We start from the raw sequence: 12476 nt of genomic DNA, 5'->3' as shown, positions 1-12476 counted from the left end.
TTCTCGTGTGCCGCCTTGAATCGACCTGGTCATGCAGGCGAGCGCGTGCGCGTGCGCCCAGAGGGATAGCGTCAGACACATTCGTCGTGACCAGCCACCCCTCCAGCCTGACGCGGAGGGGTTTTTCGTAAGAGCTCCACCGGTCTGGCCTGATCTTCAGTCCCATCCGCTACCGGTATCGAGCTTCCCGAATGTACCTTTCCGTCGCCACCACCCACCGACCGGCCACCGATCTCGGCTTCCTGATGCACAAGCATCCCGGCCGCGTGCACGAGACCGAACTCGCGTTCGGCAAGGCCCTTGTCTTCTATCCAGAGGCCACGGAGGCACGGTGCGAAGCGGCGCTGGTGCTGGACGTCGATCCCGTCGCCCTGGTTCGCGGCAAGGGCAGGGGCGAAGGCCTCATCGACCAGTACGTGAACGACCGGCCGTACGCGGCCTCCTCGTTCCTGGCGGTGGCGCTGGGCCGGGCGCTGCGCACGGCCATGACGGGCATGTCGCGCGAGCGTCAGGACCTGGCGGAGGCCGAGATCCCGCTCGAAGCCTTGGTGACGCCCCTGCCGGCGCGGGGTGGCGGCGAGCGGCTGGTGCGCGAGCTGTTCGAGCCTCTGGGCTGGACCGTGGAGGTCGAGACCGTCGAGGACGCGAACTACGTCACCCTGCGGCTGTCCGGGCGCGCGCGGCTGCAGGCCCTGCTCAACCACCTCTACGTCCTGATCCCGGTGCTCGACGACGATAAGCACTACTGGGTCGGCGACGACGAAGTGACCAAGCTCATGAAGCGTGGCGAAGGCTGGCTGGAGAGCCATCCGTCGCAGGACCTTATCGTGCGCCGCTACCTCATCCACCGCCGCGGCCTGGCCCGTGACGCGCTGGAGCGGCTCGCGCCCGAGACCCGCGAAGCGGCCGTCGAACCCGAGGCGCGGCCGCAGCGTGAGGAGGCGCTGGAAACGCCCCTGCGACTCAACGACGAGCGCATGGCCGCGGTTGTCGATGCCCTGAAGGCGTCCGGCGCGAAGTCCATCGCCGACCTCGGCTGCGGGGAAGGCAAGCTGTTGCAGCGGCTGGTGCGGGAGCGCTGGGTCGAGAGTCTCGTGGGCGTCGACGCAGCGGCCCGCGACCTGGAGCGGGCGTCTAAGCGCCTGAAGCTGGACATTGCGAGCGGGCCTACGGAGGGACGCGTGCGCCTGCTGCATGGCTCGCTCACCTACCGCGACGCCCGCTGGGAAGGTTGCGAAGCCGCCGCGCTGGTGGAGGTCATCGAGCACCTGGAGCCGGACCGCCTGCCGGCGCTGGTGAAGGTGGTGTTCGGCGCCGCGCGTCCGGCGACCGTCGTCGTGAGCACGCCGAACGCCGATTACAACGCACTCTTCCCCAACCTGCCGGCGGGGGCCTTCCGCCACCCGGACCATCGTTTCGAGTGGACCCGGGGCGAGTTCGCGGCGTGGTGCGACGGTGTCGCCCAGGCCCACGGCTACCGGTTCGAGCTGAGCGGCATCGGGCCGATGGATGAGCAACTCGGTTCGCCGACGCAGATGGCGGTGTTCAGCCGGGAGGGCGGCGCGTGAGTGAAAAGTCTGAGTCCTCGGAGGTCCGCGTTCAACGGCTGGAAATCCCCGACTACTCGCTGGTTGTGCTGATCGGCGCGACCGGATCGGGCAAGTCCAGCTTCGCCGCCAAGCACTTCAAGCCGACCGAGGTGATCTCGTCGGACTATGCCCGCGCGCTCGTCGCCGACGACGAAGCCGATCAATCCGTCACGGCCGACGCGTTCGACCTAGTGCGAGCGATCGCCGAGAAGCGCCTGAAGCACCGCAAGCTGACGGTGATCGACGCCACCAATGTGCGCGCCGCCGACCGCAAGGGCTGGATCGAGCTAGCGCGGCGATGGCACGCGCTGCCGGTCGCTGTGATCATCGATCCGGGCATCAAGGTCTGCATCGAGCGCAACCGCCATCGCCCGGACCGGGCGTTCGGACCGCAGGTTGTGAAGCGGATGGCCGACGAGATCCGCCGCAGCCAGCGCGGGCTGCAGCGCGAGGGCTTCCGGCAGGTCTGGGACCTCTCCAGTGAGGCCGAGATCGACGCGGCCGTGGTGGCGACGAAGCCGTTATGGACCGACCGTCGCGACGACGCGGGCCCGTTCGACATCATCGGCGACATCCACGGGTGCGCCGACGAACTGCAGGCGCTGCTGGCCAAGCTCGGCTACGAGGTGGCGTGGTCGGAGGATCGCGGGGAACGCATGGTCTCCGTCGCCGCGCCGCACGGCCGCAAGGTCGTGTTCGTGGGCGACCTGGTCGACCGTGGCCCGAACTCGCCGGACGCCCTGCGCATCGCCATGAGCATGGTCGCGGCGGGGTCCGCCTACTGCGTGCAGGGCAACCACGAGCGCAAGCTCGGCCGGTGGCTGGAGGGCCGCAAGGTCACCATCGCCCATGGCCTGCAGCAGACCATCGACCAGCTCGAGGGCGAAACCCGCGGGCTGCGCGAGGCGCTGCCCGCCTTCCTCGACGACCTGCGGAGCCACTACTGGCTGGACGGCGGCCGGCTCGCGGTGGCTCACGCCGGCCTGAAGGAGGAGATGGTTGGGCGCGGCTCCGGCGCGGTGCGCGAGTTCGCGCTCTATGGCGAGACCACCGGCGAGATCGACGAGTTCGGCCTGCCGGTCCGCGCCGATTGGGCGGCGGGCTACCGAGGGCCGACGACGATTGTCTATGGGCACACGCCCGTGCCCGACGCCGAGTGGGTCAACAATACGCTCTGCGTCGACACCGGCTGCGTGTTCGGCGGCAAGCTGACGGCGCTGCAGTGGCCGGAGCGGACGCTGGTGGAAGTGCCGGCGACCCAGGTCTGGTGCGAGCCGATGCGGCCGCTCGCCAAGCCGGCCGACACGCGCCGCCTGCAGGCCCAAGCCGACGATCTCCTCGACATGGAGGACGTCAGCGGGCGGCGCTGGATCGAGACGGAGCTGCGCGGTCGCGTCGTGGTGGCGGAGGAGAACGCCGCCGCCGCACTGGAAGTCATGAGCCGCTTCGCCCTGGCGCCCCAGTGGCTGGCCTATCTGCCGCCGACCATGTCGCCGTCGGAGACCAGCAGCGCAGAAGGCTGGCTCGAGCGGCCAGAGGAGGCGTTCGCCCACTTCCGTGAGCGCGGTATCGCCGAGGTCGTGTGCGAGGAGAAGCACATGGGCTCGCGGGCGGTGATCGCGCTCTGTCGCAACGCCGAGGCCGCCTCGCGCCGATTCGATGCCCGGGCCGGCGAGACCGGGGCAATCTGGACCCGGACCGGGCGTGCGTTCTTCAACGATACGGCCATGGGCGAGGCGCTGCTGGCGCGCCTGCGGACGGCGGCGGACGCGGCAGGCCTATGGGATGAACTCGGGACGGACTGGGTTCTCCTGGACGCCGAGATCATGCCCTGGTCGGCCAAGGCCGGCGCGCTGATCGAGGCCCAGTACGCTCCGGTCTCGGCGTCAGCCCAGGTCGGCCTCGCGGCCGCCAACCATGCCTTGGCCCGCGCCGCGGCCAGCGGCGTCGAGGTGGGCGAGATCGCCGAACGCTTCACCGGCCGCGCGGAGCGGGCGGGCCTCTACGCCAAGGCCTGGGCGCCCTACGTCTGGCCGGTCTCGGGTGTCGAGGACCTGAAGGTCGCGCCGTTCCACGTGCTGGCCAGCGAAGGGAACGTCTGGTTCGGCCAGGACCATCTCTGGCACATGGGCTGGGCCGACAGGTTGGCCAGCGCGGGCGACGGCGTCGTGGCGCCGACGCGCTGGCGCAGAGTGGATCTGGCGGACGAGGCCGCCTGCGCCGAGGCGGGCGCGTGGTGGGAAACCCTCACGGCGAGCGGCGGCGAAGGCATGGTGGTCAAGCCGCGCGACTTCGTCGTGCGCGGCCCCAAGGGGCTGGTGCAACCGGCGCTGAAGGTGCGGGGTCGCGAGTACCTGCGGATCATCTACGGGCCCGAGTACGACGCGCCTGAGCACCTGGTCCGGCTCCGCGAACGCGGCCTGAACGGCAAGCGCAACTTGGCGCTCCGCGAGTTCGCGCTTGGGCATGAGGCGCTGAAGCGGTTCGTGGCCAACGAACCGCTGCGCCGGGTCCATGAGTGCGTCTTCGGGGTCCTGGCGATGGAAAGCGAGCCGATCGACCCCAGGCTTTAGCCGTTCGGCTCCACGGGATCGAAGCGCGGGCGCCGATTCTCTTGCGTTCGCTGATGAATGCTTGTGGCGGTGGGCGCTAGAGCGGCGGGCTTGCTTCAAGAGCCTCGCGGGCCGCATTCTCCTTTGCACGGGGTGTGGCTTGGCGGCGGACGACGACAAGATCGGCACGGTATGGACGGACGAGGAGCCGGATCTCATCCTCGCCGACTACTTCGCTATGCTGGCGGCCGAGCAGGCGGGCCGGGCCTATGTGAAGTCGCATCACAGTGGGGCGCTGATGGCGCAGATCGGGCGGAGGCACCGGTCGGTCGAATTCAAGCACATGAACATTTCGGCGGTGCTGGCGGAGATCGGGCAGTCGCGCGCGCGTAGGCCGGCCGGCGCGTCACGCGGCCGGGCGTTCGCCGACGATGGACACGCGGTGGCCGGCGCGATCCAGGGGGTAGTAGTCCCAGATCGCCTGGTGCTGGGTGCAGCGGTTGTCCCAGAACACCAGCGTGTTCGGCGTCCAGCGGACTCGGCAGGCGAGGGCCGGCTGGGTCTCGATGTGCCGGTACAGCATCTCCAGTAGCGCGGCGCTTTCGAACCGCGCCAGCTGGGGGATGTGGGAGGTGAAGCCGCGGTTGACGTACAGCACCTTCCGCCCCGTCTCCGGGTGGCGCACGACGACGGGATGCTCGTTGACCTGGAACTCCTGGTTGGGCCGATAGCCGTAGCCCTGGACCCAGGGGATGGCGCCGTCGTGGACGGCGGACAGGGTCTCAAGGAAGGCCCGCATCGGAGCCGACAGCATCTCGTAGGCCAGATGCATGTTGGCGAAGAGGGTGTCCCCGCCGAAGCCGATGTTGGGCGTGGTCTCCAGGTACAGCATCGAGCCCATCGGCGGCTCGGCGTCACAGGTCACGTCGGAATGCCAGCCCTCGCCCGCGACGAACTTCGAATCCTTGCTGGCCTTGATCTCCAGCCGCTCCTTGTCGCCCTCGCGCATGGCCTGCAGCGGGTGGACATGCAGGCGGCCGAACCGGCGGCCGAAGCGCTTGTGGTCCTCGGCGCCCAGGCGCTGATCGCGGAAGACGAGGACGTGGTGCTCGAGGAAGGCGCGCCGCACTTCGGCGAACTGGCGGTTCGAGAGGTCGCCGGCGAGGTCCACGCCCTCGACTTCCGCGCCGATCACCGGCGTCAGGGGACGCACCTGGATGGTCTCATACGGTTCGCGGTCGGCCGTGACGATGGCCTCGATCGCCTGCAGCGCTTCCCTGTGCATGCCGGTCTCCTGCCTCTTGCGGGTGTTGGCGCGACGATAGCCCCGGCAAGAGCCGGATGATTGACATCTGGGGACACGGATTTGACAGTTGGGGCCATGCTGGAGCCCCTGACACGCAGCGCCAGCCTGACCGGCTATGCGGAGCTCGCGCGGTCGTTCGGGCTGGATCCGGCTCGTCTGGTGGCGGAGGTGGGCCTGCCCGACGCGTGCCTGACCAACCCCGATCTGAAGGTTCCCGCCCGCGCCGTCGGCCGCCTGCTGGAACGGGCGGCCCGGCGATCGGGCGCGGACGATTTCGGGCTGCGCCTCGCCGAGACGCGGCAGCTGTCCAACCTGGGCGTCGTGGCCTTCGTTCTGCGCGAGCAGCCGACGCTGGGCCGGGCGCTGGAGATGCTCGTCAGCCACACCTGGGCCCAGAACCAGTCGCTGACGCTGCGGCTCGAGATCGGCGACGACGTGGCGGTGCTGCGGCAGACGACGGCCGGGGCGGGCCGCAGTCGCCAGAGCGTCGAGCTGTCGCTGGGCGTCATCGCGCGGGCCGTTCGCCAGCTCGCAGGCGCCGCCGCAACCGACGCGCGGTTCATGCATCCGAGGCCCGCCGACATCACCCTGCACCGGCGGGTCTTCGGGACCACGCCGGCGTTCGATCAGGACTTCGACGGCCTGGTGTTCGAGGCGCGCGACCTGCAGACGCCGGTGGCCGGGGCAGATCCCGTCGCGGCCCGCCGCGCCCTGCGCTATGCCGAGTGGGAGATGGGCGCCCGCGCCGAAGACACGGTGGCGACGGTGCGCGAGCTGATCCTGGCGCTGCTGCCGACGGGAACCTGCGGCATCGCTCGCGTGGCCGCGCTGATGGGGATGAGCCGGCGCACCCTGCACCGCCGCCTCCACGCGGCCGGGGGAATGACCTTCGAAGGCCTGCTGGACGAGATGCGTCGCGAACTGGCGCGCCGGTATCTGGCGGACGGCCACCACACGCTCACCGACATCGCCGGGCGGCTGGGTTACGGCAGCCTCAGCGCGTTCTCCAGATGGCGACGGCGGGGCGCCGGGGCCTCGGGGCGATCGCCAAGCCCCCAGGAGGACAGTTGAATGTTCTATTTGTGTTCCCACATGTCCACCCATGTCCCTCCCCGACCGATACCGTCCCGGCCTGCGGGCCGAGTTGTTGGCGCGTCTCGCGGCGGGGGAGGCGCTCAAGCATATGTGCCGGGACGAGGGGTGGCCTTGCCCGGCGAGCGTGACGGGGTGGATGCGGGCCGATCCCGAGTTCGCGGCCGAGGTGCGGGCGGCGCGGAGTCGGGGCGAGTTCGCGCGGCGGGGGCTGGCGTTCAACGAGACAGTGGCGGCGGCGTTCCTGGCGCAGGCGCGGGCGGGGCGGGCGATCGAGGCGCTGCTGCGCGATCCGGCGATGCCGAGCCGGGCGGTGTTCCGGTCGTGGCTGGCGCAGTCGCCGGCATTTGCGGCAGAGGTGGCGGAGGTGGCGGAGGTGCGGGCGCAGCTGGCGGCGGAGGCCGCGCGGCGGCGCGGGCGGGCCTATCGCGAGTATGACCCGGCGATCGGCGAGCGGATCTATGTGCGGCTGTGGAAGGGTGAGGAGACGCTGAGGGAGATCCTGAAGTCGGACCCGGCGTTCCCGTCGCTGTCGGTGCTGGCCAGGTGGCGGCGTGAGAACCCCGCGTTCGAGGCCATGCTGCAGGTGGCGATCGGCGGGTGGCGGCGCCAGCGGGGACGGGCGCGGCTGTTGCTGACCGAGGCGCTGCAGGAGGAGATCCTGGCGGCGATCGCCGGCGGACATTCGCTGCGGAGCCTGAGCCGGCTGCCCGGGATGCCGTCGCAGGGGACGCTTTACAACTGGTGTCGCGACCGGCCGCAGTTCGCGCGGTTCGTGGCCTATGCGTGCGAGGACCGGGAGGAGTTCTACCTGGACCAGGCGGTGAAGATCGCCGAGGCGGCGGCGAAGGCAGGCGGGTCGAATGGAGGTGGGGCGAACGGAGGTGGGGCGACGTGGGGCGCCCGCAGGGCGATTGCGCGGCTGAACGCCCAGCGGGTGCGGCTGCGCAAGCGGCCGGGGTGGAAGCGGGCGGCGGAGGCCGGGTCCCCTACAGCACGTAGTGATCCCCCGCCGCGCGGACGGTGATGTCGCCGATGGAGACACCCCAGGGCTGGTCGATGGCGTGGAGGACGGCGTCGGCGATGTGCTCGGGGGCCAAGGCCACGTAGTCGATCTCGGTGGGGTCGAGGCGGGCGGCGTTGCCCTCGCGCATCTCGCCCATCGCCTGCATGAAGTCGGGCATGTTGTGGCCGACGATGCCCACCACGGCGGCCGGGTTCACGATCGCGCCGGCGAGGCCGGTGGCGGGGACGCCGGTGGGCTTGACCGTGGTGACCTTGATCTTGCCGCGGGCCTCCATGCGCAGCGACTCGGAGAGGAAGTTCACCGCCGCCTTGCTGGCCCCGTAGACGGCGGCGCCGACGACCGGGAAGTTGCCGTAGATCGAGGAGATGTTGACGATCTGGCCGCGGCCGGCGGCGACCATCGGGTCGTAGGCGGCGACCATGCCGTTCAGCACGCCCTTGATGTTGATGTCGATGCAGCGGGTCCAGGCGGCGTGGGCGGCGGCGTGATCGGAGAAGAAGGCCAGCGGCATGATGCCGGCGTTGTTGACCATCACGTCGACGCCGCCGAAGGCCTCGACGCTGGCGCCGACCAGGGCGACCAGGTCTTCGAGGCGGGTCACGTCGGCGGTGAGGGCCTGGGCCTGGCCGCCCGCCGACACGATGAGATCGGCCGTCTCGCGGACGGCGGCGGCGTCGATGTCGCCGCAGGTGACCCGGGCGCCCCGGGCCGCCGCCTTCTGGGCCACCAGGCGCCCGAACCCGCCCCCCGCGCCGGTGATGACGATGGTCTTGCCTGCGATGTGATCGGTCATGTCGCTGCTTCCCTGCCGATGCGGACCTGTTGAGGTCAGGCTAGCGACCGCTCCGTGACGGAAGGCGAGGGCGCCGCATCGCTTGACCTCCCCCAGGGGCAGTCGGCGAGGCTGCAGGCTCTGGCGGAGAGGGGCCCGGGCATGGCGGCGGTCATCGACTGCGATTCCCACGTGATGGAGCCGGCCGATCTGTGGCGGCGCTACCTGGAGCCGCGGTTCCGCGACCGGGCGATCCGGATCGAGGAGCGCGACGGGATCGAGCACCTGATCATCGGCGAGCAGGTGGTGCTGTCCGGGGTGCTGGCGGGACTGGGCGGGGCGCATGTGCCGCGCGAGGAGCTGTTCAGCGGCAAGCTGCGCTATGCCGACGGCTGCCCGCCCGCCAGCTATGAGCCGGCGGCGCGGCTGGCCCTGATGGACGACTGGGGCGTGGACCGGTGCGTGCTGTTCCCGACGATCGGGATCCTGCCGTTTCCCACCGAGGACATGGACCTCGCGAACGCCTACTGCCGGGCCTACAACACCTGGCAGGCCGAGTACCGCCAGCAGGCGGGGCCGCGCGTGGTCCCGATGGCGCTGATCAACTGGCGCGACGTGGAGGCGGCGGCGGCCGAGCTGGCGCGCTGTCTGGCGCTGGGGTTCGGCGGGGTGTTCGTGCCGCCCGAGATCGTGTCGGGCCAGCGGCCGGGGCAGGCGCACTTCGATCCGATCTGGCGGCTGTGCGAAGAGGCGGGCGTGCCCGGCTGCCTGCATGTGATCGTGCGGTTCGGGGGCTCGGCGCGGCCGTTCGCGTCGTGGCTGGAGACCGCGCCCGGCCCGATCTTCGGCTTCGGCCTGGGGGCCACGGGGCAACTGATCCCGGCGGTGGCCTCGATGGTTCTGGACGGCCTGTTCGACCGCTTCCCGGCGCTGAAGGTGGCGTGCGTCGAGGCGGGCTGCGGATTCGCGGCCTATCTGATGGACCGGCTGGACGAGAAGCATCACTTCTTCAAGGCCTCGTCCCCGCTGGCCCTGCGGCCCGGCGAGTACCTGCGCCGCAACGTCTACTTCGTGGCCGAGCCCGAGGAGCGGACGGTGGGGGCGATGCTGGAGCTGGTGGGCGAGGACCGCATCCTGTGGGGCAGCGACTTCCCGCACGTGGACTCGCGGATGGACGCCGCCGAGCTGATCCGCGGCTCGATCCTGGGCCTGAGCCCGGAGCGGCAGGCCCGCGTGCTGGGCGCCAACGCGGCGGCGATCTGGCCGGGCTAATACGGGTCCGAGACCCTAGCCGGCGCCGGCCAGCACGCGGGCCAGGAACTCGCCGCCCAGGCGCAGGCCGGCTTCGTCGATGCTGTGGCCGAGGCCTGGCGAGGCGTGGGTGGCGACCTCGAAGCCCAGGCGCTCGCAAGCGGCCTGGGCCTGGCCCATGGCCGCGAAGGGCACCATCGGGTCGGCGTCGCCGTGGACCAGGAGGAGGGGCGGCCGGGTCTGGATCTCGGTCTGCAGGGCGTCGGGGTCGGCCAGCATGCCGGAATAGCCTACGATGCCTGCGAGGACCTCGGGCCGGCGCGGGCCGACGTGCAGAGCCATCATCGTCCCCTGGCTGAAGCCGACCAGGGCCACCTTGCGGTTGGGCAGGTCGTAGGCGGCGCGGTGCATGTCGATGAAGGCGTTCACCCGCGGCGCGGCCTGCCGCACGCCCGCGGCGCGGGCTTCGCGTCCGAGGTCGGTGAGCGACCACCACTGATAGCCGCCCGGCGCGCCGGGACAGACCTCCGGGGCGTTGGGCGCCATGAAGACGGTGTCGGGCAGGATCGCGCGCCAGTAGGGGACGAGCCCCATCAGGTCGGCGCCGTTCGAGCCGTAGCCGTGCAGCAGGATCACCATCGACTGGGGATCGCGGCCGCTGGCCGGGGCGGCCATGGGGCCGGTGAGGCGGGTCAGTTCGGTCATGGCTTGGAGGTGCTGCAAACCGCCGGGCCGGTCAACGGCGCCAGGCGCACTCATGGGCGGGGCACGCCAGCACCCCGCCCGGTCTTGCGGTCCGCCCGGCTAGCCGCGTTTGGCGCGGACCTGGGCCAGCAGGACGGCGGCCTCGGCATGGCGTCCCTTGTCGGCGACCTCGCGGCCCGGACGCGCCGGAGCGGCCAGGGCCTTCTGCAGGGCCCGCTCCGCCTCGGCATACTGGCCTTCGTGGAACAGGAAGTCGGCGTAGAAGTAGTTGGAATCGACCCCGTTCGGATTGGCGGCCAGAGCCTTCTTGAGATAGGCGCGCGCCTTATCCTTGTCGCCGAAGCCGACGGGGAAGCCGGGGACCTGATAGTAGAGCGAACCCAGGCTGGTGTAGATCGAGCCGTTCAGGGCATTGGGGTCGATCTTCTCGGCCCGTTCGAGGTTGGCCTTGGCCTCCTTGGCGAGGCCCAGCGCCCCCATGCCGCCCTTCGCGCCGGCTTCGGTGCTGAGCGCGATGCCCTTCCAGATCAGGGGTTCGGCGCGGCCGGGGTACTGCTTGGCCAGCGCGTCGGCCTGGGCGGCGATGGCGGCGAGCTGGGTCACCTTGCCCGGTCCCTTTGTCTCGTAGTTCACGTGGTCCCAGCTACGCGCGAGGGCGTCGATGCGTCCGTCCAGCCCGGCGGGCTGGGCGAGGGCCGAGCCCGACATCAGGGCCAGGGCGGTGAGGGCGATGAGCGTCTTGCACATGGGGTAAGTCCTTTGGATCAGGCGAAGAGTTGGGCGACCCGCCGGTCGGCGGCGGCCAGCGCGCTGTCGACCACGGCGGGAAACAGGGCGTTGAGGCGGACGAACAGGGCCTCGGGGAAGCCCAGGTAGACGTCGCGCCGGCGTGCGGCGACGGCGTCCACGATGCGGGCCGCAACCTGGTCGGGCGGGTCCATGGCCATCTTGGTGAGGGCCGCGAACTCCAGGACCTTGGCGCTGTTGAAGGCGGTCCTCACCGCGCGCGGGGCGACGTAGGTGACGTCGACGCCCGTCCCGGCCAGCTCGCGACGGAGGGCCTGGCTGAAGGCGCGCAACCCGGCCTTGGAGCTGGAATAGCTGGCGAAGTGGGCGAAGTTGATCGACCCGAAGATCGAGCCGATGTTGACGATCTGGCCGACGCCGCGCGCCCGCATCCCGGGCGTCACCGCCTGGGCCAGGCGCATGGGCGCCAGCAGGTTGATCGCCAGGGTGCGGCGCAGGCTGTCCGGTGTCTCGCCCTCTATCGGGCCGAAGTATTGGACGCCCGCCAGGTTGATCAGCACGTCCCACCGCTCGGTCGCCAGGGTGGCGGCGACGGCCTCCAGACCCTCCGGATCGGCCAGGTCGCAGGCGATGTGGCGGGCCTGCACGCCCTGGGGCGGCTGGCGGTCCAGGACGGCGACGGTCGCGCCCTCTCGGAGCAGCTGTTCGACGATGCGGCCGCCGATCTCGCCGGCGCCGCCGGTGACGGCGATGCGTTGTCCCTTAAACCGCATGGGCGAGCCTCGCTTCGTGGGGGATGGACCGGAACATGTCGGCGAACAGGACGAAGATCCGCCTGGCGACGTGCAGGATCGCGGCCTCGTCCGCGGGGTCTTCGACGGTGTCCATGAGCCCGGCGAAGAACTTCATGTGCTCCTGGTCGAGCGACCCGTGGGAGCTGAGGTAGCTGAAGCACTCGGGACCGAGCCCAAGCGCCTTGGACACTGCGCCGGCGCCATGGGTGGCGAGCGCGATGCTGGTGCCCTCCAGCACGTAGACCATGCCGAACATGCCCATCGGATTGATTCGCGAGACGTAGTCGTGGGCGTAAGCGACCATCAGCTCGGTGGCGGCGCGCGGGGCGCCGGTGCGAACCGCCTCGGCGTCGCCGCCGGCGCGGGCGATGTCGTTCAGCACCCACTGTTCGTGGCCGGTCTCCTCGGCGATGTACTCGTCGAGCGCGGCGCGGAACGGCGCGTGGGCGGCGTCCATCCGATCGCGCGCGGCGGTCAGCAGCGGCACGGTCTGGCTGACGTGGTGATAGGCCTCGGCCAGGTAGGCCACATAGGTTTCGCGGGTGATCCGGCCGGAGACCCCGTCCACCAGCTGCGGGACGGAATAAAGGGCCAGGCGCTCGGCGGAGGTTTCCCGCTCGAGCCGCTCGAAGAAGGACATC

11 protein-coding genes are annotated in these 12476 nt (G+C 70.8%); 5 read left to right on the top strand and 6 right to left on the bottom strand.

What is annotated here, in order from left to right; genetic code table 11:
* Positions 1 to 191 precede the first annotated feature (191 nt).
* On the top strand, positions 192 to 1568 hold the full coding sequence (locus ACQ66R_RS10145) for a 3' terminal RNA ribose 2'-O-methyltransferase Hen1 (RefSeq protein WP_430421602.1): 1377 nt from the start codon (positions 192 to 194) through the stop codon (positions 1566 to 1568).
* Positions 1565 to 4162 (top strand): polynucleotide kinase-phosphatase, encoded by a 2598-nt coding sequence (locus tag ACQ66R_RS10140; RefSeq protein WP_430421600.1) that lies wholly within the window; start codon positions 1565 to 1567, stop codon positions 4160 to 4162. The genes ACQ66R_RS10145 and ACQ66R_RS10140 overlap by 4 nt, the downstream gene beginning before the upstream one ends.
* Before the next feature lie 385 nt (positions 4163 to 4547).
* Here the strand turns inward: ACQ66R_RS10140 and ACQ66R_RS10135 are convergent, their stop codons facing one another.
* Positions 4548 to 5426 (bottom strand): TauD/TfdA dioxygenase family protein, encoded by an 879-nt coding sequence (locus tag ACQ66R_RS10135; protein ID WP_430421599.1) that lies wholly within the window; start codon positions 5424 to 5426, stop codon positions 4548 to 4550.
* Positions 5427 to 5522: 96 nt separating this feature from the next.
* On the opposite strand from ACQ66R_RS10135, the gene ACQ66R_RS10130 reads away from it, so the two are divergent.
* Together ACQ66R_RS10130 and ACQ66R_RS10125 are read left to right on the top strand one after the other, a co-directional pair.
* On the top strand, positions 5523 to 6518 hold the full coding sequence (locus tag ACQ66R_RS10130) for an AraC family transcriptional regulator (protein WP_430421597.1): 996 nt from the start codon (positions 5523 to 5525) through the stop codon (positions 6516 to 6518).
* Positions 6519 to 6549: 31 nt separating this feature from the next.
* On the top strand, positions 6550 to 7566 hold the full coding sequence (locus tag ACQ66R_RS10125) for a hypothetical protein (protein ID WP_430421595.1): 1017 nt from the start codon (positions 6550 to 6552) through the stop codon (positions 7564 to 7566).
* Here ACQ66R_RS10125 and ACQ66R_RS10120 read toward each other — a convergent pair.
* Positions 7529 to 8359 (bottom strand): SDR family oxidoreductase, encoded by an 831-nt coding sequence (locus ACQ66R_RS10120; protein WP_430421593.1) that lies wholly within the window; start codon positions 8357 to 8359, stop codon positions 7529 to 7531. The two genes, ACQ66R_RS10125 and ACQ66R_RS10120, sit on opposite strands and share 38 nt — an antisense overlap.
* A gap of 141 nt (positions 8360 to 8500) precedes the next feature.
* Here ACQ66R_RS10120 and ACQ66R_RS10115 point away from each other — a divergent pair, with 141 nt between their 5' ends.
* The gene (locus ACQ66R_RS10115) at positions 8501 to 9610 is read left to right on the top strand and encodes an amidohydrolase family protein (protein ID WP_430421591.1); all 1110 of its coding nucleotides are present in this window, start codon (positions 8501 to 8503) and stop codon (positions 9608 to 9610) included.
* Positions 9611 to 9625: 15 nt separating this feature from the next.
* Here ACQ66R_RS10115 and ACQ66R_RS10110 read toward each other — a convergent pair whose 3' ends face one another.
* From ACQ66R_RS10110 to ACQ66R_RS10095, 4 genes are all read right to left on the bottom strand, one after another.
* Positions 9626 to 10294 carry an alpha/beta hydrolase gene (locus ACQ66R_RS10110; RefSeq protein WP_430421589.1) on the bottom strand — a complete coding sequence of 223 codons (669 nt, stop codon included), beginning with the start codon at positions 10292 to 10294 and terminating at the stop codon, positions 9626 to 9628.
* A gap of 99 nt (positions 10295 to 10393) precedes the next feature.
* Entirely contained in the window at positions 10394 to 11041 is a 648-nt protein-coding gene (locus ACQ66R_RS10105; protein WP_430421587.1) for a tetratricopeptide repeat protein, read from the bottom strand.
* Between the two features lie 17 nt (positions 11042 to 11058).
* On the bottom strand, positions 11059 to 11814 hold the full coding sequence (locus ACQ66R_RS10100; protein ID WP_430421585.1) for an SDR family NAD(P)-dependent oxidoreductase: 756 nt from the start codon (positions 11812 to 11814) through the stop codon (positions 11059 to 11061).
* Entirely contained in the window at positions 11804 to 12475 is a 672-nt protein-coding gene (locus tag ACQ66R_RS10095; protein ID WP_430421583.1) for a TenA family transcriptional regulator, read from the bottom strand. Before ACQ66R_RS10095 ends, ACQ66R_RS10100 begins: the two co-directional genes overlap by 11 nt.
* Position 12476: the final 1 nt, after the last annotated feature.

Origin of the sequence: Phenylobacterium sp. (assembly GCF_965284355.1) — a bacterium.
Taxonomy (GTDB): domain Bacteria; phylum Pseudomonadota; class Alphaproteobacteria; order Caulobacterales; family Caulobacteraceae; genus Phenylobacterium.
Note: the sequence above shows the minus strand (reverse complement) of the source record. Positions and strands in the feature narration are given on the sequence as shown.

Coding starts and splice junctions, on each gene's coding strand:
- ACQ66R_RS10145 (WP_430421602.1), top strand. CDS start 192: ATGTACCTTTCCGTCGCCACCACCCACCGACCGGCCACCGATCTCGGC.
- ACQ66R_RS10135 (WP_430421599.1), bottom strand. CDS start 5,426: ATGCACAGGGAAGCGCTGCAGGCGATCGAGGCCATCGTCACGGCCGAC.
- ACQ66R_RS10130 (WP_430421597.1), top strand. CDS start 5,523: ATGCTGGAGCCCCTGACACGCAGCGCCAGCCTGACCGGCTATGCGGAG.
- ACQ66R_RS10125 (WP_430421595.1), top strand. CDS start 6,550: ATGTCCCTCCCCGACCGATACCGTCCCGGCCTGCGGGCCGAGTTGTTG.
- ACQ66R_RS10120 (WP_430421593.1), bottom strand. CDS start 8,359: ATGACCGATCACATCGCAGGCAAGACCATCGTCATCACCGGCGCGGGG.
- ACQ66R_RS10115 (WP_430421591.1), top strand. CDS start 8,501: ATGGCGGCGGTCATCGACTGCGATTCCCACGTGATGGAGCCGGCCGAT.
- ACQ66R_RS10110 (WP_430421589.1), bottom strand. CDS start 10,294: ATGACCGAACTGACCCGCCTCACCGGCCCCATGGCCGCCCCGGCCAGC.
- ACQ66R_RS10105 (WP_430421587.1), bottom strand. CDS start 11,041: ATGTGCAAGACGCTCATCGCCCTCACCGCCCTGGCCCTGATGTCGGGC.
- ACQ66R_RS10100 (WP_430421585.1), bottom strand. CDS start 11,814: ATGCGGTTTAAGGGACAACGCATCGCCGTCACCGGCGGCGCCGGCGAG.
- ACQ66R_RS10095 (WP_430421583.1), bottom strand. CDS start 12,475: ATGTCCTTCTTCGAGCGGCTCGAGCGGGAAACCTCCGCCGAGCGCCTG.